We start from the raw sequence: 24,753 nt of genomic DNA, 5'->3' as shown, positions 1-24,753 counted from the left end.
ATCAAAAACAATGCAATATCTTATGTCAAATCAACAGCAAATAATCACGTTAAATATTGATACTTGGGTTGCAAATTCTGCAGGCTTATCTCACCCTTCTGATTGGCAAAATTGGGCGAGAGAAGAGATATGGCCTGACGATAATACGCTCAACACAGACCATATTCCTCCAATGATGCGCCGCAGAATGAGTAGTTTGAGCAAATTAGCCGTGCAGACTGCACTGACTGCCATAGAATCACAACATATTGATTACATGGTATTTTCATGTCGTCATGGCGAACTTCATCGTAGCGTTGAAATCGTGAAGTCAATATTAACTGGCGAAGAAGCCTCACCAATGGCATTTTCACAATCTGTTCATAATACAGCGGCAGGCCTAGCAACCATCGCTTCAAAACAACCGATCCCGTTAACCTCGATTGCAGCAGCACAAAACACATTTCAAAGTGCCATATTAGAAGCTTGGCTCTATTTAAATGGGCACCCTAGTCACAAAGTGCTGTTGGTTGATTTTGATGAGCCATTACCTAGCGACTACCAACAATACGAAGAGTGGCAATTTCAAGGCTATGCCTTAGGGTTAACCCTGTCTCACGGTTCAGATTTTACACTCTCTATGCAGACATCTGATACCAAGCCACAACAGCCGCAAGCATTGTCGTTTCTTCACCACTATTTATCAGAAAAATCTGAATGGATCATTGAGGGCTCGCAAAGCGCTTGGAAATGGCAAGGAAAATGTTAGAGTTCAACCGCTACTGGCGTATTGCTGCTACAGGTTTTTGTTTTTTTATATTTGGTTTAGGCGGATTAACGCTGAGTTTTATTATTATCCCACTGATTGCATTATTTTCATCGCAAACAGATCGTCGAGAATATAAAGTTCAAAAATCAATCCAAAACTCATTCAATATATTTTGTAAGTTGATGAAATTAACAGGTGCCATCGACTATAAAATAACCAACACTGAACTATTAAAACAGGATAAAAGCTGCCTTATTATCGCCAATCATCCAAGCTTAATTGATTATGTTCTCATTGCATCACAACTTCATCAGTGCGATTGCTTGGTTAAGTCAGCTATCTGGGCCAATCCTTTTATGAAACGGATTGTTCAAGCCGCAGGTTATATCCCAAATGAAACACCTGATGATTTGTTAAATGTGTGCGAGGAACGCATGAGTCGCGGAAACGTATTATTGATTTTCCCTGAAGGCACGCGAACCACACCCGGCGTTAAACCCAAATTGCAGCGCGGTGCGGCGCAAATCGCAATCCGAACTCAAAGAGACTTACGCATCGTACATATTACCGTTTCTCCGAGTTTTCTCACAAAAGAGCAAAAGTGGTACCAAGTTCCTAAAACCAAACCCTTTTTCCATGTGGAGATAAAGGGTAAAGTTGCCGTCACACCTTTTATTGAAGGTGCTGATAACCCCACCACTGCAGCACGACGTTTAAATCGCCACCTTGCAGAGGTGATTTTCCCCCAAAACAATAACCAGAAATGACAAAACTATTGAAGTTATCGCCCCATAACGTCAAGTTGCAGCGAAGCGGAAAGTGAGTAAGTCCCCATCCGTATAGATAACGGTATGATTGGGGTGAGCGAACGTAGCCAACACCGCTGCAACTTTAAGTGGGGAAGTGTATATCAAGGTTTTGTTCAAAACGGCTAGAACATTATATAAGTAGGTTGAAGTGGAAATACTACACACAGAAATAAAACAGCTCATTATCGACGCACTAAATCTTGAAGATATCTCTGTTAACGATATCGAAACTGACGCACCACTTTTTGGTGATGGGTTAGGTTTAGATTCTATCGATGCTTTAGAGCTCGGTTTGGCCATTAAAAAGAAGTATAATATCGTCATTGACGCTGATGACTCCAATACTCGCCAACACTTTGCATCAGTGGCAAACTTAGCAAATTATATTTCATCTCAAACTAGCCACTAATAAATAGATAGCGTTATGACAGAAGTAAACCAACAACAAGTATTTGATCAAGTTAAAGAAGCTCTCGTTGAACTATTTGAAATTGATGAAGCCGATATTCAACCAGACGCTCACCTTTATCAAGATCTCGATCTCGACAGTATTGATGCTGTAGATCTTGTCGTTCACTTACAAAAAGTGACTGGCAAAAAAATCAAGCCTGAAGAGTTTAAAACCGTTCGCACCGTCAATGATGTGGTGGAATCGGTTATTGAACTTGTTAAGGAAAGCTAATGCGGCGATTGCTGACGATTTTGTCTGCAATCGTCCTGCTTACCTACCCACTCGCGGTCTACTTCGGGATTAATCAGTTTGGTTTGCAAGCTATAGGGGGCTTCTTAGCCGCTATTTTCGCTTTAAGAATTCTTTCTGGTTGGCAAGCCAAGCTTCAAGAACTGAAGCAACTGGCTTGGCTTAGTGGGTTCGTTGGTATCACTTTGGTGACTTTGGGGATGCTATTTCAGCAGCATGGTTGGCTACTGTTTTACCCTGTTGTGGTTAATATATGTCTTTTGGCTCTTTTTGCCTTGAGCCTGACGCAACCGCAAACAGTGATTGAACGGTTGGCGAGGCTGCAAGAGCCTGAACTTCCTCAAAGTGGCATTGAGTACACACGCACGGTCACTAAAGTGTGGTGCCTCTACTTCATCATGAATGGAGCCATCGCACTTTATACCTGCTTCCAATCTATCGAGATCTGGACGTTGTATAACGGATTGATCAGTTATCTCCTTGCTGGCAGCCTCTTTGTAACGGAATGGCTAGTAAGACAACGGATTCGCAAAGGCTAGGTACGCTATGACTTTCGGCAACCCCGATTTTTGCTCGCTTGCAACGTTACTCTCCTCACCAAGAAACGATTCGCATTGTGTTGCTTTTGACCTCAATAACACCATTAACTGGGCAAACTTTGTCGCCGATGTTAGCCAACTAAGCCGGCAATTAGCGTCGCGAAATGAACATCATATTGCACTGTGTGCTGGCGATAGCTATCGGTTCTCAGTCGGTTTTTTCGCCGTCTGTTACACGCAAAAATCATTAATTCTGCCCGGTAATTATCAACCTGCGGCACTGGCAGAACTGAGCCAACACTTTGAGTTGTTGCTGTGTGATGAGGCAATAACAATACCCAATTCTACGCCAACTCTCTCTCTTAACTATTTAGCGCTACCCAACGACATGCGCGATGAAGCCGTTTGTTTTGCACCACTTTCATTAGAGACACAAACCGTGACGCTGTTTACGTCAGGCTCCAGCGGTCAGCCTAAGGCTATCATCAAAACACTGCGGCAGCTTGAAGCTGAAATCGCCATTTTAGAGCAGCTTTGGGGCGAACAGCTCATTGGTACAAAAGTGGAAAGTACAGTTTCTCATCAACATATTTATGGGCTGCTATTTCGTGTGTTATGGCCACTGTGTGCAGGGCGAGCATTTGCCCGCCACAACTTGGAATTTCCAGAACAAGTGACCGCACATGCGCATCCGGACACTGTGCTGATCAGTAGCCCTGCGCTATTGAAACGCTTATCACAAGAGCACCAGCCAAGCCCACTGCGCACACTGTTTTCTTCCGGTGGCCCGCTTCCCTACTCTGCTTCTTGTCACGCAAAAACCCTGTTTGGGCAACGACCTATCGAAGTGTATGGCAGTACGGAAACTGGCGGTATCGCTTTTCGGCAACAGCACAGTGCAACGCAGCAATGGCAGCTTTTTCCTACTGTTGAAGCAAGACTTAACAGCGAGCACTGCTTAGCCTTGCGCTCTGCACATATTGATCCAAATCATTGGTATCAAACAGCCGATGAATGTGAGCTTTCCGACCAGCGGCACTTTACCTTGAAAGGTCGCACCGATCGCATCATCAAAATCGAAGAAAAACGGATCTCACTGGTTGAAGTGGAACAGCGTATTGAACAACTGCCGTGGATCAGTGAAACAGCCGTGTTACCACAACAAGACGGTGAACGTTTGATCTTAATCTCAGCGATTGTACTGTCAGCCTGCGGCACTGAAAAATTAGCTCAACTTGGAAAGGGGAAGTTCTGGCTGTTGCTGCGTTCTGAACTGCGCCAATGGTTAGAACCTATTGCTGTACCTCGACGCTTTAGAGTGGTAAAAGAGATCCCACTCAACAGCCAAGGTAAGCGCCTTGTTGCTGAACTAGAAACACTATTCCAACCATAAAAATAACGAAGCCCAATAGATTATGGCCAAAAGAACACCCACATTATTATGTGCTGAAACTCAGCCTCACACGGTGAATTTGACGCTGCGCGTTGACGCCGACATTATTGATTTTTCAGGACACTTTGCACATTTTCCATTGCTGCCAGGCGTTACCCAAATCGATTGGGCACTGCGCTATGCACGAGAATACTTATCTGTACCCACAAGCTTTCAAGGTATGGAAGTGATCAAATTCCAAGAACCTATCTTGCCAGACATGACCGTTCAACTGGCATTAAGTTGGGATGAGGAAAAACAGAAACTCGCGTTTAGTTATAGTTCACAGCGTGAGGGTTTAAACATCATTCACTCATCAGGAAAAATGAAGTTGGGTGAAATCTGTGGCTGATTATCAAGCTTGTTTTTTAATTCCGTGCTACAACCACGGCAGCACAGTAGCAGAAGTGGTCTCATCACTCAGCGTATTTGAACTTCCCATTTTACTGGTTGATGATGGCAGCAATCAGCAAACAAAACAGGTGTTGAGCAACGTCGCTCAGCAAACACATGTTCACCTAATTACCCTAGAACAAAACCAAGGCAAAGGTGGTGCGGTAATGGCTGGTATTCGCCAAGCGCAGCAGTTGGGGTTTAGTCACGTCATCCAAATTGATGCCGATGGCCAACATGATTTACAAGCGCTGCCTAAATTACTGGCCGCGTCAAAGCAACATCCAAACCACCTAATTTCTGGTCAGCCGATTTACGATGACAGCGTACCCAAAGCGCGTTTATATGGCCGTTACGCAACGCATATTTGGGTTTGGATTGAAACGCTATCCTTTACGATCAAAGACAGTATGTGTGGTTTTCGCGCGTATCCTGTAGACCTCACCGTTGAGGTGCTCAATAACCATAAGATCGGCACGCGCATGGATTTCGATATCGAAATCTTAGTTCGCATGTATTGGCACGGGGTCGATATCGATTTTGTGGAAACCCGCGTCATTTATCCTGAAGGAGGCGTCTCTCATTTCGATGCACTATGGGATAACGTCAAAATCAGTTGGATGCACAGCAAATTATTTTTTGGCATGTTACCGCGTATTCCTCAACTGCTGAAACGCAACCAAAGCAGGCACAACAAAAGTGGTGCAGAGCCAAACCAGCACTGGTCAAAGCGTCAAGAACGAGGAACGGTTCTGGGTATTAAAGCGTTACTGGCGGTATATAGCCTACTCGGTCGGCCAATTTTTAACCTGATGCTGAAACTTGTAATGAGCTATTACTATCTTACTGGAAAACAAGCTCGCCAAGCCTCTGAACAGTATTTACAGCACTTACAAAGCTACGCAAACCGTCGCCAAATCACGCTGCCAAATCATCTCTCTAGCTATAACCATCTGCTCTCTTTTGGCCACACTATGCTGGATAAATTGGCGGCATGGAAAGGCGATTTTTCGGTAAAAAATTTGACCATCCATGGTCAAGAATCGTTCCAAACTTTAGCAAAACGAAAACAAGGTGTGCTTCTTTTAGGATCTCACCTTGGAAATATTGAACTGTGCCGCGCTCTGGGACGTCGGCATTCTCATATTAAGATCAATGCGTTAGTCTTCACCGAGCACGCCGAACGCTTCAATGCGGTAATAAAAGCGATCAATCCCAACTCAGAACTGAACCTCATTCAAGTGAGCCGTTTGGGCCCCGATACTGCTATTTTGCTTCAACAGAAAATAGAGCAGGGAGAATGGGTGGTGATCGTCGGAGATAGAACGTCCACCAGCAAAGAGACCCGAGCCGTATGGGCCGATTTTTTAGGCCAACCCGCGCCGTTTCCACAAGGCCCTTTTATGTTGGCCTCGGTGTTGAAAGCTCCCGTCTACCTTTTGTTTGGCTTAAGAGACGAACGTTCTAAAACTCCACATTTTAACGTCTATTTCGAGCACTTTAGCGACAACATAGATTTACCGAGAAAAGAGCGACAAGCGGCGCTAGCGCAGGTAGTACAACGCTACGCTGATCGGCTGGAACATTACACACTGCAAGCTCCACTGCAGTGGTATAACTTTTTCAACTTTTGGACTCTAAGTAAACAGCAGCATGATGATTCAGACAGATAACCGCATAACTTTTGGCGTCGATCGCCTCACCATTGAAGATGTTGTCGCGATTTCGCAAGGCGCGCAGGCCGACCTCAATTCTTCAGCGGAATTCACCGCTAAAATTGATCGCGGCGTCGCTTTTCTAGAACGACTTTTAAAAGAAGAAGGCGTGATTTACGGTGTAACCACCGGCTATGGTGATTCATGTACCGTTGCCATTCCGCCGAATCTAGTAGACCAATTACCACTGCATTTGACTCGCTTTCACGGCTGTGGCTTAGGCGAGGTATTAAGCCATCAGCAATCTCGCGCAGTATTAGCAACACGCTTGTGTTCACTAGCGCAAGGTGTCTCTGGTGTGAGCCATGAACTGCTTAACCAAATCGTCACCTTGATCAACCACGATATCGCCCCTCGTATTCCACAAGAAGGTTCGGTCGGGGCAAGCGGCGATTTAACGCCACTCTCCTACCTCGCGGCCACACTGATTGGTGAGCGCGACGTGCTTTATAAAGGTGAGATGCGCCCAACTCAAGATGTGTTTCACGAACTAGGTATTCGCCCGATCAAGCTAAAACCAAAAGAGGGATTAGCGCTGATGAACGGCACATCAGTCATGACTGCTTTGGCCTGTTTAGCCTATAAACGCGCCGAGTATTTAACTCAACTCTGCACCAAAATTACCGCCATGGTGTCTGTCGGTATTCAGGGTAACGACTTCCATTTTGATGCCGCACTATTTGCCGTCAAGCCGCATCCTGGTCAGCAACAAATCGCAGCATGGCTACGCGATGACTTACAAGCAGAACGCCCACCTCGCAACAGTGATCGCCTGCAAGATCGCTATTCATTGCGCTGCGCACCCCATGTGATTGGCACCGTACAAGATGCACTGCCGTGGCTACGTCAACTGATTGAAAATGAGCTCAACAGTGCCAACGACAACCCCATCATCGATGGCGATAATGAACGCGTACTGCACGGCGGCCATTTTTACGGCGGCCACATTGCCATGGCAATGGATACCTTAAAAACACAGGTTGCTAACCTAGCCGATTTGCTCGATCGCCAAATGGCGCAATTGATGGATTACAAATTCAACAACGGTTTGCCGTTTAACTTAACTGGCGCAGAAGGCGAAAGAAAACCGATCAACCACGGCTTTAAAGCCGTGCAGATTGGCATTTCAGCGTGGACGGCCGAAGCCTTGAAACATACCATGCCTGCCAGCGTTTTTTCACGTTCGACTGAGTGTCACAATCAAGACAAAGTCAGCATGGGAACCATTGCCGCACGTGATTGTCTACGTGTGCTTGAACTGACAGAACAAGTGGCGGCCGCCTCGCTGTTAGCAGCGACCCAAGCAATAGAATTGCGCAAACGTCATCATGAGCTGGATGAGCAACACATGAGTCACAATATCAAGCAGATGCGCTTAGCCGTGTTACAAGAGTTTGACTTTGTGGTGGAAGATCGTCCGCTAGAACATGATTTGCGCCACTTTATTAGCCGCATTCAACAACGCCACTGGACACTTTACTAGGAAGCGCGATGAGCGATGTACTCCATCCATTGGAAAGTGAGGTGACTTTAGTCACCTCGTTTCAAGATGCCGACCCAATGGGCGTTATCTACCACGGCAACTATTTTCGTTTTTTTGAAGAAGCACGCCGCGTGCTGATGGAAAAAATTGATTACAGCTATCACGCGATGACTCAGTCGGGCTACCTATGGCCGGTGATTGATACCCACGTGAAGTACGTGAAAGCGATCCCGTTCAACCATACGATTCGTGTCAAAGCGACCTTGACAGAATGGGAAAATCGCTTGCGTGTTGACTACATGATTTTTGATAGCCAGACCGGGCAACGAATGTGTAAAGCGCACACCACTCAAGTAGCGGTTCGCATCGACACGCAAGAGATGTGTTTCGCTTCACCAACGCTATTTACCGACAAAGTGCAGCACTGGCATACCTATGGGAAATTATGATGCGCCGTTTTCTCTGGCTAACTTTAGCTCTATTCTCGCCCCTACTCTGGGCGCAGGTGACCGACCTTGCTTCACTGCAAGCGCAGTTGGCGAAACACCAGATCGTACGCGGAGAGTTTACTCAACTCCGCCATATTGAGATGTTCGAACAACCACTGTCGTCAGCCGGGAAATTCTTGCTCGATAAACAAAATGGCTTACTTTGGCAACAAAACTCACCATTTCCAGTTAATTTGGTGCTAACTCAAGATAAGCTTCGCCAAACTTTTGCTAACCAACCACCACAGGTGATTACCGAAAAAGAGAACCCAATGGCGTTTTATTTCAGCCATCTCTTTTTGTCGGTATTTCATGGTGACACACAGCAATTGAATGAACAATTTACGATGACGCTGCACAGCGAAGATGGCCAGTGGCAGTTAAATTTAACGCCGAGAAATGCGCCACTGAGCTCGGTGTTTACCTCGATAACATTAACGGGGCGAGATGACATTGATGGTTTGATCCTGCAAGAAGTGCGAGGCGACAAAACCGAGATTCAGTTTACTAACCAAAACCACCAGCCAGAGCGTTTAACCCATGCTGAGCAAGCACAGTTTAACTTCTAAATCGAACCGGCTGGCATTGTTCTGGTTGGCTTTTGTGACCCTTTGTCTTGGCTTACTACTCAAGCAGTGGTTCTTTTCAGCAGCCTCACCGATCGAGACGGATATCCTTAAGCTACTGCCGGTCAACCAGCAAAGTGTGCTCGCCGAGCAAGCGTTTGAAAAAGTCACTGCCAGTATGAGCGATAAAGTGGTCTTTATTGTCACTGCGCCCAATGAGGCTGACCGACTCAAATCCGTTACAGCGCTAGAAAGCGAGCTCAAGCAGAGTAGCTATTTCAAGGATGTGGTTGGGAAAATCGATGCCACTCAACAGAGCGCTTGGGCCAGTTACTACTTTCAACATCGAGCACAACTGCTCACCAGCGAGCAACGCAATCAGCTCAGTCAACATCCCGAACAACAAGTGCAAGCGGTGGTGCAAGCCCTATATAACCCTTTTTCTGGGGTAACAGGGCAAGAGCTCAGTCACGACCCTTTTCTGCTATTTCGCGACCACTTAGCACAACTTAGCCAGCTATCGTCTCATTTTCGTTTGCAAGATGGATACTTAACCCGCGAGTATCAAGGCCAAAAATACGTGCTGATCACCGCACAGCTCAACGACTCACCATACAGTTTCAAAGCGCAACAAGTGGTGCCCGATATTGCTCAATGGCAACAACGCATCAAGCAACAATTCGGTGCGGACATTTATCACACTGGTGTTTTATTTTACGCCGATTTTGGTACTCAAAGTGCTAAGTCAGAAATCAGCACTATTGGCCTTTTCTCATTACTCGGCATTGTGCTGTTGGTGATGCTGGTTTTTCGCAGTGCCATGCCTTTACTGTTGGCACTGCTCTCGGTATCCGTTGGATTAGTGGTTGCCATGGTGATCACCACCGCGTTTTTTGGTCAGATCCATCTGTTTAGCTTAGTGTTTGGGGCCAGCCTGATTGGCGTTTCAATCGACTACGCCTTTCACTACCTGACCGATCGCCTTGCCGCAAATGAACACTGGGACAGCGTGCAAGGACTAAAGCATATCCTGACTGCCATTACCTTAGGATTAATCACCAGTTTAATTGGCTATCTCGGTCTACTGGTCGCCCCTTTTCCCGGCTTACAACAGTTAGCGCTATTTTCCGCCTTAGGGCTCGTTGCCGCTTACGCGACGGTCGTGGCTTGGTATCCGATTTTGGCCAAAAAACCAAGTTCATCGAGAACGCTTCCCGGCATCACTTATTGGTCTTTATGGTTTGCGCTTTGGCAAAAGCCATGGGTTAAATGGGGCCTACCCACGGCGTTATTGATCATCAGCAGCCTTGCCCTGACGCAAGTGCACTACAACGATGACATTCGACAATTACAAGCCATGCCTAGCGACTTGAAACAGCAAGAGCTGCAAATCAGCGCCTTGACTGGTATTCAATCATCACAGCAGATGTTGGTCGTCAGTGCCAACGATGATGAAGCATTAATGCAGCAGTTAGAAAAATTAGATACGCAATTTTCACAATGGCAACAACAAGGCGTACTTTCTGGCTACCAAAGTTTAAGCCAAAACATCAGCTCGCTTAAGCGTCAGCAAGAAAACTACGCACTGGTTGAAGCACTGTACGCAAACCAAGGCGCAGTACTGGCTCAAACGCTGAAACTATCTTCGGCTCCTAAACTTGAAGCGTCATTTTTGCCCATGACACTGGTGCATTATTTAGCCCATGATGTTTCCCAACCGCTGCGCTTTCTTTATTTAGGTGAAGTTGAGCAAAAAGTGGCGGCGGTAGTGCTGTTGAAAGAGGTTTACCAAGCAGCAGTAATTAAGCAGTTTGCGGCGAAAAATAGCGACTACGCCTATTTGAATAAAACCGAAGAGATCTCAACCCTGTTTGGGCAGTATCGCCTTAAAGTGATGGAGTTAATTGCGCTGGCTCTGACCTTGATCAGCGCTCTCACTATTTGGCGCTACGGCGTGAAACATAGCATTCGCATTATGTTACCTTCGCTGATTGCTTGCATCGCTGGGTTAGCCGTCACCGTCGCAACAGGCTCTACGCTCAATTTATTCAATCTATTAGCACTGGTGTTAGTGATAGGTATCGGTATTGATTACACGCTCTTTTTTGCCGAACAAGCCCGCAGTCACAGTACCTTGCTTGCCATAACCCTTTCGGCACTAACGACTTTGCTCTCGTTTGGTCTGCTTGCTCTTAGCCAAACTCACGCCATCCACAGTTTTGGTTTGACGGTACTGAGCGGCATTTTCGTTGCTTGGTTGCTTTCACCAATGGCGATCAAATCACAACCTGCCGCCATGAAAGCGCATGAGGAAAAACTATGATGATGAGAATACGCCGTGCGCTGCCCTTGCTGTTACTGATGTTGTCTGGCTGCTCTTTAGTGCCAAACCAAGCCTCCACGCAGGTAGAAATTAGCCCCAACACATTCGTTACTCTGCCCAAACCTGCGCAACTTGGGTACCAAGTCACGGCAAGTCAGTTGATCAGCGCCCATTGGCAAGATGATAACGGCCAGCATAACCAACAGCTTCCGGTCCAGTTGCAGGTGACCGATGACAAGATTGTGCTGGCAGGGTTTTCATCTTGGGGAACGCGGATTTTATCGCTCAATTATCAGCAAGATACTATTAAGACCAGTGTACTCAATGGCTTGGAAAACACCTTGCCGAAGCCCGAACAGATACTCTTTAACCTGATGATCACGCTCTGGCCGCGAAATGCTTGGGAAGCCTCGTTAAATAAGGTAAAGTGGCAAATCATTGATGATGAGAATAGACGAACACTCATCAATGAACTGGGTGAAACAGTGATTGTTATTGATTATCAACATCCCTTCGCGATGAAGGGCGATATTCGCTTCCACAATCAATTATTGAATTACACCATTACGATTAAAACACTCAGTGCCCAGCACCCTTTGCCGCCCACACAACCGTAGATAGCTATCATGAACTCATCCACGACTTCTCCTATTGATTCTCGCTCACCTATTTATGTCCAAGATTGCGGTTTTCACTGCGCGATGGGGAGTGACTCGTCGCACATTCACCAAAGTTTGGCGCAGGGCTATTGTGACAACATGGTGGCTGACTGCTCGTCACTCAATACTGGCACCACAACCATCGTAGGCCGAGTGAGTGAGCCACTACCAGAAATCCCTGCGCATCTAAGTGCGTTCAATACGCGCAACAACCAACTTGCTCTTTCTGCACTACAACAAATCGAACCGAGCGTCCGCCACGCGATTGCCACCTATGGCGCAGATCGCATTGCAGTGGTGGTTGGCACGAGCACGTCCGGCATTGCTGATGGCGAAATCGCACTCACCCACAAGTTAGAGCAGGGCAAATTCCCAAGCGGCTACCACTACTACAAACAGGAATTAGGCAATTGCAGTGATTTTATCGCGCGCTATTTTGCAATAAGCGGCCCCTGCTACGCCATTTCGACCGCCTGTTCGTCCAGTGGCCGCGTCTTTATCACCGCCAAAAGAATGCTTAATGCAGGGCTGGTTGATGCGGTGATTGTCGGTGGTGCCGACACTTTGTGCCGCTTAACACTCAATGGTTTTAACGGTTTAGAGGCATTGTCTCAACGTTTGTGTAAACCGTTTGATGCACAGCGAGATGGCATCAACATTGGTGAATCTGCCGCTTTTATGCTGCTGGGTAAAACGCCGTCTCAGCAACACGCTCACGCCATTGCGCTATTGGGCGCTGGCGACAGTTCCGATGCACACCATATTTCTGCGCCCCACCCAGATGGAAACGGTGCAGAACAGGCGATGCGTAACGCGCTGCAAGATGCCAAATTAACCGCCAGTGATATCGGCTATATCAACGCTCACGGCACCGCAACACCGCTCAATGACAGCATGGAAAGTAAAGCGATTTTCCGCGTTTTTGGCCAGCACGTTGCGGTGAGTTCAACCAAACCACTCACTGGACATACGCTCGGCGCGGCCAGTGCAACCGAAGCTGCCATTGCTTGGCATATACTGCAATACCAATTGCCTTTGCCCATTCAGCGCTGTGCTAACAAAGCGCCAGACATCGATATTACGCTGGTGGAGACCACCCAATATTTAGAAAATAAGGCCATTTTGAGCAACTCATTTGCTTTTGGTGGCAACAATATTAGCCTCATTTTTGGTTACGTTAATGACAAAGCTTCCTGCAATTGATCAACTGCTGCCTCATCAAGCGCCGATGATTTTGATCGACCGCGCGCTTGAGGTACAGAGTGAATCTATCCACTGCCAAGTGGATATTGAATCGCACCACCTGTTTTTTGACTCAACGACACAAAGCATACCGGCCTATGTCGGTATCGAGTTTATGGCACAAGCTATTGCCGCGTGGTCTGGGTATCATTCACTTATCCAAAGCATTCAACCACCGATTGGCTTTCTGCTCGGCAGTCGCCGTTATCGCGCGCTGTGCGATGCATTCTTGAAAGGGCAAACGCTCGATATCTATGCTGAACAACTAATGCAAGACAATGGTATGGCTGTGTTTAGCGCAAGAATAGAGCACCAGCACCAGCTTTTGGCCGAATGCCAATTAAATGTGTATGTGCCATCAGAACAAAAATTAGAAGAGATGAAAATAAGGAGTCAAGCATGACCCGACACGTATTAGTGACTGGTGCAAGTAAAGGTATTGGCAAAGCGATTGCGATTGCGCTCGCCAAAGATGGTTTTGCCATTGCTGTCCATTACATGGGCGACCAACAAGGTGCCCTGCAAACACTAGCGACCATCGAGCAAAACGGTGGTTCAGGCCGATTGATTCAATTTGATATAAGCAACCGAGCTCAGTGTCGCGAAGTATTAGAAGCCGATATTGCTCTGCATGGTGCTTATTACGGCGTGGTCAATAACGCGGGCATTACTCGTGACACGGCGTTTCCCGCCATGACAGAACAAGAATGGGATGGTGTAATCCACACCAATTTAGACAGCTTTTATAACGTCCTCCACCCTTGTGTGATGCCAATGGTGCAAAAACGCCAAGGTGGGCGCATTGTGACTTTAGCGTCGGTGTCGGGCATCACAGGCAACCGTGGTCAAACCAATTACAGCGCCGCCAAAGCTGGCGTGATTGGCGCGACCAAATCGCTCGCGCTTGAACTGGCTAAGCGCAAAATCACCGTCAACTGCGTTGCTCCGGGTTTAATCGATACAGGCATGGTGGAGGAGCACGTCAAAGAACACGCTCTGCCACAAGTTCCTTTACGCCGCATGGGTGAACCTGAAGAAGTCGCAGGCCTTGTGAGCTATTTAATGTCTGATATTGCCGCTTATGTTACTCGCCAAGTTATCTCGGTTAATGGAGGCTTAGTATGATCCGTCGCGTTGTAGTTACAGGCATGTCCGGCGTGACTGCTTTTGGTAATGACTGGGCCAGTATTGAGCCAAAACTCAGAGCTTGTGAAAATGCCACTCAATATATGCCCTCCTATGAGCAGTATGAGGGTTTAAACACAAAACTCGCCGCGCCAATAATGGGCTTTACACTGCCTAGCCACTACAAACGTAAGCAAGTCCGAGGTATGGGCCGCGTGTCACAACTGGCGACCGTTGCCACCGAAAATGCGCTGCTACAAGCGGGCTTAATTGGTCATGAAGTGCTGACTAACGGCCAAACCGGTATCGCTTATGGTTCATCAACAGGCAGCACCGATGCCATCGGTGCGTTTGGTGTCATGCTCAACGAAAAAACCACTCGAGCCATTACCGCCACCACTTATGTGCAGATGATGCCTCACACTGCCGCGGTGAACGTAGGCCTATTTTTCGGGCTCAAAGGCCGCGTCATTCCAACCAGTAGCGCCTGCACGTCTGGTAGCCAAGCCATCGGTTACGCGTATGAAGCGATCAAACACGGCTACCAAACCGTAATGGTGGCGGGCGGTGGTGAAGAGCTCTGCCCTACCGAATCGGCCGTATTTGATACCTTATTTGCCACTAGCCTCAAAAACGACCAGCCAAAAACCACCCCACGCCCGTATGATACTCAGCGTGATGGTTTAGTAATTGGTGAAGGCGCAGGAACTTTAGTGCTTGAAGAGTATGAACACGCCATCGCACGCGGTGCCGCCATTCACGCAGAAATCATCGGTTTTGCCAGCAACTGCGATGCCGCCCATGTCACTCAACCACAAATGGACACCATGCAAATCTGTATGGAGATGGCGCTGCGTGATGCCAATTTAAGTGCAGATAAAATTGACTATGTTTCTGCCCACGGTACGGCGACCGACCGGGGAGACATAGCAGAAAGTCACGCCACCGCAAACGCGTTGGGTAAAGTGCCGATCAGCTCGTTGAAAAGTTATTTTGGTCACACATTGGGCGCATGTGGCGCGGTTGAAGCTTGGTTGGGTTTAGAAATGATGCGCAGCGGTTGGTTTAATCCAACCCTTAACCTAGATAACATCGACCCGCAATGTGGCGATCTTGATTACATTACAGGCACAGGACGTGAGCTGGATGTGCGATACCTAATGAGCAATAACTTTGCTTTTGGTGGCATCAACACCTCGATTATTTTTAAGAAATTCAGCGAATAATCCCATAAAAAGCCGTTGCCCACACAACGGCTTTTTTTACGAGTTTATTTATCCGGCATTTGCCTCTTAAATATTGATAGCCTGCCAAATACTCACCAGCAATCAGCCAATACTTTTCGCAAGTACTTCGAGGATTTGCGGTCTGAAAATAAAAAACACCGCGCCAAGCAAACAGAGCCCTGCCCACACAAAATCAAACCTGAAAGGCTATGTGATTCGGATAAGCGAACGTAGCCAACCACTGCAACGAGTAAGGCAAGAATAAGCCGCTTTGACAAAAGTCAGACATAACCATACAAGCTATTGATATTATCCTCTCTATCGATTTTGTACAGTGTTCACATCCAAACATAAGCCCTTAAATGGAAGAACATAATGAAAAAGATCGCACTATTTATTACAGCATCGCTTATCGCGGGCAACACTTTAGCTGCCCAAACGTACATTCGTAACGGCAATATCTATACTCATGAAGGTCAATGGGTTGCGGAAGTGGGTGCTTTTGGCAGCACTGACCTACTCAAGGATCAAGACAAGTCTTACAGCGCTTTGCTGAACTTTGGCTACCACGGTGAAGATTTGAATGCAGACCTCACCGGTATTAACTACCGCTTCTTTGGTAACACAGGGGATGTCGTTAATCTAGGTACTTACCTGACGGGCAGCGGCGTTACTTATGACCAAGATTCGGCAAACAGCGTTAAAGGAATGGATAAGCGTAAAGCCACGATTGATCTGGGTTTAAACGCCGATATCGCGCTGGGTGACGGTACCGTATCGACCTACTTCCAACACGATATTCTCAACGAAAATAAAGGCTACAAAACTGGCGTTAACTACTTCCATGTCATCGATTTAGGTGCTGTTGATTTGGTACCTTTTGCGGGCATTAGTTACCAGAGTTCGGATTACAACAACTACTATTTCGGTGTGAAAGACAAAGAAGCGACCGCACAGCGTAAAGCTTACCATGCAGGTGGCGACTTCTCTTACAACCTAGGTTACAAACTGGCTTACCCAATTAATGACCGTTGGGAAATCACCCAAACCAGTTCTTACACCCGTTTAGGCTCTGATGTCACCAATTCGCCAATCGTAGAAAGCGCAAACCAATGGCTCGTTGGCGCAACCGTCGCTTACCACTTTTAAGCTGTACCGCCCTCAGGCAGGAGCCGTATCCCCTGCCTGATTTTTCTACTTGAACTGCCCTTCTCGATCAAAATAGCGTCGATATGAACCCACGCATTGATTCTCTATGAATCTTGCCTTTTGCCTGTCTGAGTTTTCCATGCCTGAGGTAATTCATGCAGTACAAATCTACGATTCCATGAAACTCATTTCTGCCCCAAACCTTGTTATCGAGTGGTTTACAGCGTTTTGCTGGTAACTCATTATGCTATACATTATCGGCTCTTCTCCGCTTTCATGAGTCTGTATGCACAGGCTCATTCATCATAATCACATGATTTATAATGCTTATTTTAAAAATAAGTCAGTAGTCTATTTTGTCGTCTTTGTCTTCCTCGTTATTTAGCTTTAAAGGCCAGTGTGTTGAATCTTGTTCAATAGAAGAAATGTCCCAAGGCGTACTCGTTCGCTGTCGTCGAGATCGTAGGTATAAAGTCAAAGAGCCAATATCAGGGACTTCCTGCACCGTCGATCACTACGTTAAAAGACGTCTTCAAGATTTACCTGTGAGTGGGCGACCTTGTACGATTGAGGTTGAGCTGGCTAAAACTAGAGACAAAGAAGGACGACGGTTGATCGAAGAGACTGAATATGTGGCTAAAGGTGGTCGTTATACCGCTCGCTTTTGCAAGTTCATCAGTGGGTTATGTCGCCATATGAGCATACATGCCGTCTCTCAACATTTAGGAATCCGCTGGGAAACAGTAAAAAATATCGATAGGGAATACTTGCGTTCAAGCCTACCAGCATTAGACCCCGAGAAACTGAATAACTTGGTTCATATTGGCGTCGATGAAGTTGCCAGAGCCAAGAGACACGATTATATGACGGTTGTTTATGACCTCGTCTCTGGGCATTTAATTTGGGTTGAACATGGCCGAAAAGCAGAAGTTCTGATCTCCTTCTTTGAGCAACTATCAGAAGAAACCAAATCAGGAATCAAAGCAGTATCAATGGATATGGGCCAGTCTTACCAGTCGGCGGTCAGGAAAATGCTTCCCAATGCTGATATTGTTTTTGACCGATTTCATGTCATGCAGAACTACTGCATCTTAATCAAAAAAGAGAGAGCAAAAGCTTTTAGAAATGGCTCTCACGACGAAAAAAAAATGTTGAAAGGAACGCTCTTCCTCCTACTGAAAAACGCTCACAAATTGGATGATAGGCAGTCTGACAGACTTGATGACTTACTTGAGAGCAACAAGACTTTGTGCGTTGTTTACATGCTCAAAGAGCAGCTACAAGCCATATGGGATGAACCCGATTACGAAACAATGGTGGCAGCTCTAGAAGCTTGGTGTCGTCTTGCCAAATCGACCAGAATACTTTCCTTAATTAATTTTGCCGATGCTTTATTGGAAAGAAAAGTGGGTATTTGTAACTACGGAAAATACAAACTGACTAACGCTCGGGTAGAAGCAGGTAATGTCTCGATTGGCTTACTCAGACGAAGGGCAAGAGGGGTGAGAGATACAGACTATTTCAAATTGAAGATCAGACAAACATCGGTTCCCGATACACACTCAACTTTTTACCCAAATATCAAGCTCACCTAAGCGGAGAAGAGCCCATTATCTAATGTCATCATGTACTGAGAAGATAAAATGAGCAAAATACGACCATCAGAAAAAGAACTTCTTGAGGGAATGCCCCCTTCAACTAAACACTTTGATGAATTTATAAATGTAACACCAGTAGCATTAAGCCTAGAGCAAAATGATTCTCTTACGGAAGAAGATAAAATGAGACTAATTTGCTCTCGGTTTTTGGATATCAAAGAAGATGACTTAATGGAAGGCGATGAGTTTTTCACTGAATTAGATTCGGGGAAGTACGATGAAGCTTAGCTTGCGGATATCATAAAGTCTGAAATCTACCCACCGTTGAGCCAACTGGTTTAATGTTTTTACGCCATTGCCCAGCGCCTTTAGCTGACGCGTTTTTGCCCCTTTCAAAGTTAGCCCACTTATCAGCCCCTTTTTACGAATGAGTATTTGGCCTACTTTTCTCACCCTAGAGAGCCGACAACATTCAGGGCTTACTAATTCTACTATTCTCTCAAGAAAGTTAGACTCGACCATCAATAACTACATGAGATAATTGCAATATTTTACGATTACACTGTAGACTGGATCACCAGGGTGTGTGGGACGACGAGGCTTGAAGGATATTATGAAGCAAAAAGGATTCTTTGCGTACGCAGCAGAACCGAGGGATATTGGGGATACCATTGAATCTTCGATCCAGAAGGTAAACTCTAAGGGGAATGTAGCTGTAGAATCTTGGAAGGCACTCGATATAGTAGGTCATTTCATATCTGAACAAGTTGTATCAAAAATTGAAGAGTGTGATTTTTTATTGGCTGATATATCAATATTAAATTTCAACGTTACCTATGAGATTGGATATGCAATTGGTAAAGGAAAAAGAGTTCTATTAGTCAAAAACTCATCAATCCGAGAGTTGGGCTTATCAATCAGAGATGTCGGTATTTTCGACACTATAGGGTACAGCACATACGAAAATTCTGACCAGCTTTCTAGCTTTATTGACGCTGCCAAGACAGTAAACCCTCTTAAAATACCAAATAAAATCAACTCCAGATCTCCTGTATATCTATTAGAAGGGCAGCATAAAACTGATTATGCAACACGGATAGTTTCTAGAATTAAGAAAGCTAAGTATTTATTTCGTTCTTTCGACCCCAACGAACAACCCCGCTTATCTGCCAATGATGCAATAAGTCAAGTAGCTCAATCCCACGGTGTCGTTGTTCCATTGCTTTCTAGTACTGCAAATGGTGGCGAACTAAATAATATGCGTGGAGCATTTATCGCGGGGTTATCTGATGGTATGGGGAAAGCACTTTGTCTTATTCAAAATGGAGAAGAACCTGTCCCACTAGACTATCGAGATTTTGTTAAAACCATATACCACCCCAATGATATTAACGAGTTCATAGCCGAATTTGCTGGAAATGTTGCCGAGGCATTTCAAGAAGGCATAACGCTACCTGATAGTAAAACTGAGACATTGATCTGCTCCAGCCAGACTGGACACTTCATTAAGCGACATTTTTATTTTCAAAGTTAACTGGACTTAGATACCCAAGAGCACTGTGCCTTCTTGTCCGATTATAATCAACCTCGATGTATTCAAAGAGCGTTTGACGCATCTCGTCTCGCGTCATGATCGGCTCATATTGGATCGCTTCAACCTTCATTGAATGGAAGAAGCTCTCAACACAAGCATTATCCCAGCAGTTTCCTTTCCTACTCATACTTTGCTTTAGATTATAAGCGGTTATGATGTCTCGATAATCTTTTGAGCAGTACTGACTACCTCGGTCACTATGAACGATCACCTGCTCAGGGAACCCACGACGGAACAAGGCCATTGATAATGCATCGCAGACCAGTGTTGCGGTCATTCTGGTATCCATAGACCAGCCGACTACTTGCCTTGAATAAAGGTCAATAATTACCGCCAAATACAGCCAGCCTTCACTTGTCGCAACATAGGTGATGTCTCCCGCCCACTTTTGATTCGGAGCCTCCGCGTTAAAATCCTGAGCTAGCAGGTTCGGAGCAACTGGCATTTTATGTTTGCTATCCGTAGTGCACCTAAACTTACGTGCCGCTTTCGGCGTTAAATCCTGACGCTTCATACTAGCGGCAATGGTTTTAACATTACGGCTATCACCGTTCTCTGCCAGCTCTTTCTGGATACGCCTTGAACCATCACGGCCTTTGCTGTTGTCAAAAGCCTTTTTGACCTTCGTATCAAGCTCTTGGCGAGTTACCTCGCGCTGAGTGGCCTTGTGGCGATGCTTAATCCAGTAATAAAACCCACTTCGTGAAACCCCGAACACCTTAGCCATGCGGACAGCACTGAAGCACAGCAGGTGTTCGAGCATAAATTCGTAGCTATCTACTTTAGATTTTTCGCGAAGTAGGTGGCGGCCTTTTTTACGATATCTAGCTCTTCAGCTTGCTCGGCCAATTGCCTTTTGAGCTTTGCGACTTCAGCGGCTAGATCTTTTTCCCGCTGACTGGTGCTAGTATCTTTCTTGGCTGCTTTACGCCAACCGTAGATCTGGGATTCGTGTAACGAGAGATGCTGCGCTGCCGTAGCTACTCCCAGCTTTTCTGCTAGCTTCAGTGCTTCTGCTTTAAATTCAGCAGAATGGAGAATACGTTTTTTCTTGTTTGTCATGGTTCACCTCATTAGTGATTGTACTCACTTAATTAGGTGTCCAAAACTGGTGGTGCGGATCAGAAGATGAGGTTATCACCACGACGACAATCAAACGTCGTGGTAAACGTCAACCGCTTCCTAAAGACTTGCCACGTGAAATTATCGAGCTTGACCTAGATGAGCACGACAAACAGTGCTCATGCTGCCAACACATTTTGCATAAAATCGGCGAAGACCGCAGTGAAAAGCTTGAGTTCACGCCCGCCGTCCTAAAAGTGTTGGAATATGTTCGCCCGAAATACGCCTGTCGTCAGTGTGAACAAGAGGCTGAAAAAAGCCACATTCACCAACAACCCGCACCGATAAGTATCATCCCCAAAAGCTTCGCTACCGAAAGTCTGCTTGCCAACATTATTTTAGGCAAATATCAGTATGCGCTTCCGCTGTATCGTCAGGAAACCTTGTTCACCCAATCAGGTATCGAGTTATCGAGAACGACCATGGCCAGGTGGGTAATCCAGGTTAGTGAAAAGTTCAAACCGCTTTATCAGGCACTGAAGACTCACTTACTCGAACAAGTGGTGGTTCAGGCCGATGAAACGCCGCTCAATGTGCTCAAGGAAGACAAGCAATGTTATATGTGGTTGTACTGCTCGGGAGCCGACTCCCCTGAAGCTAAACTCCCTGACATGAAAAATATCGTCTTGTTCGACTATCAAAACAGTCGCGCGAGAGTGTGCCCCGTGAACTTCTTGGGTGATTACTCAGGCTATCTGCAAAGTGATGGTTACGCGGCTTATGATGGATTAACCAACGTCACCAATGTCGGTTGCTTCGCTCATGCACGTCGTAAGTTCATGGAAGCGAAGAAGCTTCAGGGCAAAGGTAAAACAGGTAAAGCGGATGTGGCGTTAGCCAAAATCCAAAAGTTGTACGCACTTGAATCTCGATTAAAACTGGCTTCGGTCGAAGAGCGTTGGGCAGAAAGACAAGCGCAGGCTAAACCGATGTTGGATGACATCTATGACTGGTTAACCACGCAGAAAGTCATCGAATCGAGTCCTCTTGGTAAAGCCATCAAGTACACCTTGGGTCAGTGGCCTAAGCTGATACGCTATGTTGAAGATGGGCATTTATCTATCGACAACAACCGAGCGGAACGCGCAATCAAATCGCTGGTCATTGGCAGAAAAAATTGGTTATTCTCGACGAATCCGCTTGGTGCTGATGCGAGTGCTTTGCTGTATAGCATCATCGAGACGGCGAAAGCGAACGGACTGATACTCTACGATTACATGGTCAAATGTATGAAAGAGCTGGCAAAGTCTGAGCCTGATATCAACTCACTGCTTCCCTGGAACTTCTCACATTCAAATTAAAACGCCCCGTGGGATCATGGGGCGCATACACTCAATCATAATAGGATTGAGGAAGAAGATATTAAAAAAGGATTGGAAGCTTATTCTACTGATTTATTGACAGATATTAGTTATGAAATTAATGATGTTGAAGAAGGTGTGGAAGATATACTATATGCCTTTATACAAAGTTCGTCTGAACTTAAAAGGCTAGATGTAAAACAAGCTTTATTAGATTATGGCGTAGAAGAAGGTAATATCGAGAGAATCTTTAACCTCCTAATTTGGTATGGTTTTTTAGGGATAAATGTTTCAGGTAATGATAAATATATATTTGACTTTAACTACAGTATGAATCTAATGCTTGGAATCATCAAAAAAAAGGTAGACATTGATTTCACTATTAACCCAGCATTTTGGCCAGCTTTGCTAATTGAAAACTGATCATGTTTTTTTTGTTGTATACATGGGTGTATCACCCTAAGTTTACTAGTTCCCTACGTGGACTGAGTAGAGTGTCTAGCTTTCGGTGATACGCTTTGATGTAGTAGCTCCTATCTTAATTTATGTAGAGCCTTAATGATTATGTTCACGACATTAGAAGTTTTGCAATACCTCTGCTAATCAATTAACTGCTAATTTAGCAAAAGCTGCAGCTCATTTGTGTCCAATTATGCTCTAGAGCGGAAGCTGACAACTGTTCTGTTCCTCCCCCTTTCAGGGGGAGGTTAGGAGGGGGTTAAAGAGCGTCAGCAACAAAACCTCCCCTTCAAGAAGAGGGAATCAGTTTGTCCAAAAACGATAATCAAACGTGATGGCCCTACGCTATCAAAGTGCGTAATGTCTGTTTTCTTCCTTAAAAGGCAAAGAAACTCAATGCTTCTTAGAGCTCTCTAGCAACTTAATTTCGCTTCACGCTTTGGCTCTTTTAGCGATGACGAAAATGGCCCATTCGATAGAAAAGAAGCGAACAGAGCAGCAAGCCGCAGCCGAAAATCTTATTCGCTGGCATCGATTCATCATAAATCAGCACGCTCAGAACCAGTGTCCAGATTGGCTCAAGCAGCATTAATATCGCCGCATTGGTGGGGTTGGCGTGCTTTTGACCTATGGTTTGCATCAAATACCGCAAACTGGTGGCGAGTAATACGCTCAGAGCAAGCCACTTCCATGTCATCAAACTTATGTGATCTGGCCATGACTCAAACAGTAAAGAGAGTAATACCCCAAGGCAGCCGCCAACAAACAGTTGTAATGTAGTGAGCAACATCGGCGGCAGATTAGCCGAAAAACGACTGTTAAAGTTAAAATGTAATGCCAAGCTAAAGGCCGCAGCCATAAACCACAGCTGACTGGTCGCGACGACCCACTCCCCGTTCCACGACAGTAAAAAAAGCCCAATCAGTGCAATGGGTAGCGACAACCAAAATGCGCGCGCCGGTTTAGTGCCAAACAGCGGCCATGCTAATAACGGAACAAACAGCATAGAGAGGCTCATGATGAATGCGCCCTCGCCTAGCGTGTCGCTAATGGAAATCGCGTGGATCCAGCAAAAAATCGAGCCACCTAGCAACACGCCCACACTCATCGATTTTAAACAATCGTGCAGTGAAGCTTGGCGCAGCGCTTTAAGACAAAATGGCAGTAGGCACAGCGACGCTAAAAGAAAGCGCACACCAATAAAGCCAAAAGGCGGTAGGCCTTGAATAGCTTGTTTGGAAAACACCCAGCCCGCAGCAGCCAATAAGGTCGTGATAACTAAAATTAATTCTGCGCGTCGGTTTGCGTACATAGCTTAGCTTATCGTGAAATGAGTAGGAGAACGATTGTAACGAGATTTTTGATCGCGCGTTACTCTCGATTACTTTTATCGTTAATGGTCGGAGGTGCGCAGGGAATAAAAAGACGGCCTACCGAAGCAAGCCGTTGTTCTTAAAGAAAATAGAAAGGGTTATAGCGCTTTAACCAATTCCGCAATTCCCTGCCAATCACCTTTATCCATTAGATCTGTCGGTACCATCCACGTACCGCCACACGCCACTACGGATTTAATCGACAAATAATCTTGAACGTTACTTGGGCTAACGCCACCTGTTGGCATGAAATTAACCGGATAAACCGCCGTCAATGCTTTGAGCATTGCCACGCCACCTGAAGGCTCTGCTGGGAAGAATTTCAATGTGCGCAAACCCATTTCCATCGCTTGCTCAACCAAACTTGGGTTGTTGACGCCCGGAACAATTGTCACATGACGCTGTTGGCAATATCTCACCGTGGTTGGGTTAAAACCGGGGCTGACTACAAAATCCACGCCCGCCTCAATGGCTTGATCTACTTGCGCCGTGGTCAGTACTGTCCCTGCGCCAATCAGCATCTCTGGGTAGGCGGCACGCATCAAACGAATCGATTCTGCAGCCGCTTCTGTTCTAAAGGTCACTTCCGCGCATGGCAACCCATTTTCAACCAATACTTTGGCCAAAGGGACCGCTTGGCTAGCATCATTAATCGCAATCACAGGGACGATTTTGATTTCTTTCAATCGTTGTTCAAGAGTTTTCATTT

At 46.0% G+C, this 24,753-nt stretch carries 25 protein-coding genes and 1 pseudogene; 23 read left to right on the top strand and 3 right to left on the bottom strand.

Features of this window, described 5'->3' with window-relative positions; all coding sequences use genetic code 11:
• The first annotated feature begins 10 nt into the window (after nt 1-10).
• From N5E84_RS03825 to N5E84_RS03725, 21 genes are all read left to right on the top strand, one after another.
• Nucleotides 11-748, top strand: coding sequence for a beta-ketoacyl synthase chain length factor (locus N5E84_RS03825; RefSeq protein ID WP_019282449.1), 738 nt, complete (start codon nt 11-13; stop codon nt 746-748).
• Nucleotides 742-1,515 carry a lysophospholipid acyltransferase family protein gene (locus N5E84_RS03820; protein WP_029388279.1) on the top strand — a complete coding sequence of 258 codons (774 nt, stop codon included), beginning with the start codon at nt 742-744 and terminating at the stop codon, nt 1,513-1,515. The genes N5E84_RS03825 and N5E84_RS03820 overlap by 7 nt, the downstream gene beginning before the upstream one ends.
• 190 nt (nt 1,516-1,705) lie before the next feature.
• Nucleotides 1,706-1,966, top strand: coding sequence for a phosphopantetheine-binding protein (locus tag N5E84_RS03815; protein WP_019282451.1), 261 nt, complete (start codon nt 1,706-1,708; stop codon nt 1,964-1,966).
• A gap of 15 nt (nt 1,967-1,981) precedes the next feature.
• Nucleotides 1,982-2,239 (top strand): acyl carrier protein, encoded by a 258-nt coding sequence (locus N5E84_RS03810; RefSeq protein ID WP_013856486.1) that lies wholly within the window; start codon nt 1,982-1,984, stop codon nt 2,237-2,239.
• Nucleotides 2,239-2,796, top strand: a complete 558-nt coding sequence (locus N5E84_RS03805; RefSeq protein ID WP_019282452.1) for a hypothetical protein — start codon at nt 2,239-2,241, stop codon at nt 2,794-2,796. Before N5E84_RS03810 ends, N5E84_RS03805 begins: the two co-directional genes overlap by 1 nt.
• 7 nt (nt 2,797-2,803) lie before the next feature.
• A complete protein-coding gene (locus N5E84_RS03800) occupies nt 2,804-4,189 on the top strand; it encodes an AMP-binding protein (RefSeq protein ID WP_019282453.1) in 1,386 nt (461 codons plus the stop codon).
• Nucleotides 4,190-4,211: 22 nt separating this feature from the next.
• Nucleotides 4,212-4,580: a 3-hydroxyacyl-ACP dehydratase gene (locus tag N5E84_RS03795; RefSeq protein WP_017045145.1), complete on the top strand. Its 369-nt coding sequence runs from the start codon at nt 4,212-4,214 to the stop codon at nt 4,578-4,580.
• On the top strand, nt 4,564-6,294 hold the full coding sequence (locus tag N5E84_RS03790; RefSeq protein WP_019282454.1) for a glycosyltransferase family 2 protein: 1,731 nt from the start codon (nt 4,564-4,566) through the stop codon (nt 6,292-6,294). The genes N5E84_RS03795 and N5E84_RS03790 overlap by 17 nt, the downstream gene beginning before the upstream one ends.
• Nucleotides 6,275-7,819 carry a histidine ammonia-lyase gene (hutH, locus tag N5E84_RS03785; protein ID WP_019282455.1) on the top strand — a complete coding sequence of 515 codons (1,545 nt, stop codon included), beginning with the start codon at nt 6,275-6,277 and terminating at the stop codon, nt 7,817-7,819. Before N5E84_RS03790 ends, hutH begins: the two co-directional genes overlap by 20 nt.
• 8 nt (nt 7,820-7,827) lie before the next feature.
• Nucleotides 7,828-8,268, top strand: coding sequence for an acyl-CoA thioesterase (locus N5E84_RS03780; RefSeq protein WP_017050416.1), 441 nt, complete (start codon nt 7,828-7,830; stop codon nt 8,266-8,268).
• Nucleotides 8,265-8,876: a LolA family protein gene (locus tag N5E84_RS03775; RefSeq protein ID WP_017048106.1), complete on the top strand. Its 612-nt coding sequence runs from the start codon at nt 8,265-8,267 to the stop codon at nt 8,874-8,876. Before N5E84_RS03780 ends, N5E84_RS03775 begins: the two co-directional genes overlap by 4 nt.
• Nucleotides 8,848-11,196 (top strand): MMPL family transporter, encoded by a 2,349-nt coding sequence (locus tag N5E84_RS03770; protein ID WP_019282456.1) that lies wholly within the window; start codon nt 8,848-8,850, stop codon nt 11,194-11,196. The genes N5E84_RS03775 and N5E84_RS03770 overlap by 29 nt, the downstream gene beginning before the upstream one ends.
• The gene (locus N5E84_RS03765) at nt 11,193-11,813 is read left to right on the top strand and encodes a DUF3261 domain-containing protein (RefSeq protein ID WP_019282457.1); all 621 of its coding nucleotides are present in this window, start codon (nt 11,193-11,195) and stop codon (nt 11,811-11,813) included. The genes N5E84_RS03770 and N5E84_RS03765 overlap by 4 nt, the downstream gene beginning before the upstream one ends.
• 9 nt (nt 11,814-11,822) lie before the next feature.
• On the top strand, nt 11,823-13,058 hold the full coding sequence (locus N5E84_RS03760; protein WP_019282458.1) for a beta-ketoacyl-[acyl-carrier-protein] synthase family protein: 1,236 nt from the start codon (nt 11,823-11,825) through the stop codon (nt 13,056-13,058).
• Nucleotides 13,036-13,500 (top strand): hotdog family protein, encoded by a 465-nt coding sequence (locus N5E84_RS03755; RefSeq protein ID WP_019282459.1) that lies wholly within the window; start codon nt 13,036-13,038, stop codon nt 13,498-13,500. Before N5E84_RS03760 ends, N5E84_RS03755 begins: the two co-directional genes overlap by 23 nt.
• The gene (locus N5E84_RS03750; RefSeq protein WP_019282460.1) at nt 13,497-14,222 is read left to right on the top strand and encodes a 3-ketoacyl-ACP reductase FabG2; all 726 of its coding nucleotides are present in this window, start codon (nt 13,497-13,499) and stop codon (nt 14,220-14,222) included. The genes N5E84_RS03755 and N5E84_RS03750 overlap by 4 nt, the downstream gene beginning before the upstream one ends.
• Nucleotides 14,219-15,448: a beta-ketoacyl-ACP synthase gene (locus tag N5E84_RS03745; RefSeq protein WP_019282461.1), complete on the top strand. Its 1,230-nt coding sequence runs from the start codon at nt 14,219-14,221 to the stop codon at nt 15,446-15,448. Before N5E84_RS03750 ends, N5E84_RS03745 begins: the two co-directional genes overlap by 4 nt.
• Before the next feature lie 375 nt (nt 15,449-15,823).
• On the top strand, nt 15,824-16,597 hold the full coding sequence (gene ompV / locus N5E84_RS03740) for an outer membrane protein OmpV (protein ID WP_019282463.1): 774 nt from the start codon (nt 15,824-15,826) through the stop codon (nt 16,595-16,597).
• Between the two features lie 425 nt (nt 16,598-17,022).
• The gene (locus N5E84_RS03735; protein ID WP_076611988.1) at nt 17,023-18,192 is read left to right on the top strand and encodes an ISL3-like element ISVa10 family transposase; all 1,170 of its coding nucleotides are present in this window, start codon (nt 17,023-17,025) and stop codon (nt 18,190-18,192) included.
• A 48-nt stretch (nt 18,193-18,240) separates the two neighbouring features.
• Nucleotides 18,241-18,483 (top strand): hypothetical protein, encoded by a 243-nt coding sequence (locus tag N5E84_RS03730; RefSeq protein WP_019281957.1) that lies wholly within the window; start codon nt 18,241-18,243, stop codon nt 18,481-18,483.
• A gap of 313 nt (nt 18,484-18,796) precedes the next feature.
• Nucleotides 18,797-19,729 (top strand): hypothetical protein, encoded by a 933-nt coding sequence (locus N5E84_RS03725; protein ID WP_157731304.1) that lies wholly within the window; start codon nt 18,797-18,799, stop codon nt 19,727-19,729.
• Here the strand turns inward: N5E84_RS03725 and N5E84_RS03720 are convergent.
• Nucleotides 19,701-20,851 (bottom strand): IS3 family transposase gene (locus N5E84_RS03720; RefSeq protein WP_095661212.1). Its coding sequence is split into 2 segments (ribosomal slippage): nt 19,701-20,608 and nt 20,608-20,851, totalling 1,152 coding nucleotides; the frame shifts between segments, so codons are not numbered across the junction. The genes N5E84_RS03725 and N5E84_RS03720 overlap by 29 nt on opposite strands.
• A gap of 59 nt (nt 20,852-20,910) precedes the next feature.
• Here N5E84_RS03720 and N5E84_RS03715 point away from each other — a divergent pair.
• Together N5E84_RS03715 and N5E84_RS03710 are read left to right on the top strand one after the other, a co-directional pair.
• Nucleotides 20,911-22,212 (top strand): annotated as a pseudogene (locus tag N5E84_RS03715) (IS66-like element ISVa9 family transposase); the annotation flags it as partial.
• Nucleotides 22,213-22,257: 45 nt separating this feature from the next.
• Nucleotides 22,258-22,635 carry a hypothetical protein gene (locus tag N5E84_RS03710; protein WP_410001437.1) on the top strand — a complete coding sequence of 126 codons (378 nt, stop codon included), beginning with the start codon at nt 22,258-22,260 and terminating at the stop codon, nt 22,633-22,635.
• Between the two features lie 484 nt (nt 22,636-23,119).
• Here N5E84_RS03710 and N5E84_RS03705 read toward each other — a convergent pair whose 3' ends face one another.
• Both N5E84_RS03705 and N5E84_RS03700 read right to left on the bottom strand, forming a co-directional pair.
• Nucleotides 23,120-23,983 (bottom strand): DMT family transporter, encoded by an 864-nt coding sequence (locus N5E84_RS03705; RefSeq protein WP_069212230.1) that lies wholly within the window; start codon nt 23,981-23,983, stop codon nt 23,120-23,122.
• 159 nt (nt 23,984-24,142) lie between these two features.
• The gene (locus tag N5E84_RS03700) at nt 24,143-24,751 is read right to left on the bottom strand and encodes a bifunctional 4-hydroxy-2-oxoglutarate aldolase/2-dehydro-3-deoxy-phosphogluconate aldolase (RefSeq protein ID WP_019282198.1); all 609 of its coding nucleotides are present in this window, start codon (nt 24,749-24,751) and stop codon (nt 24,143-24,145) included.
• Between the last annotated feature and the right edge of the window lie 2 nt (nt 24,752-24,753).

This window comes from Vibrio sp. J502, from assembly GCF_025397955.1.
Taxonomy (GTDB): domain Bacteria; phylum Pseudomonadota; class Gammaproteobacteria; order Enterobacterales; family Vibrionaceae; genus Vibrio; species Vibrio anguillarum.
The sequence above is the reverse complement of the archived record's forward strand: the minus strand, read 5'-3'. Positions and strand labels throughout refer to the sequence as shown.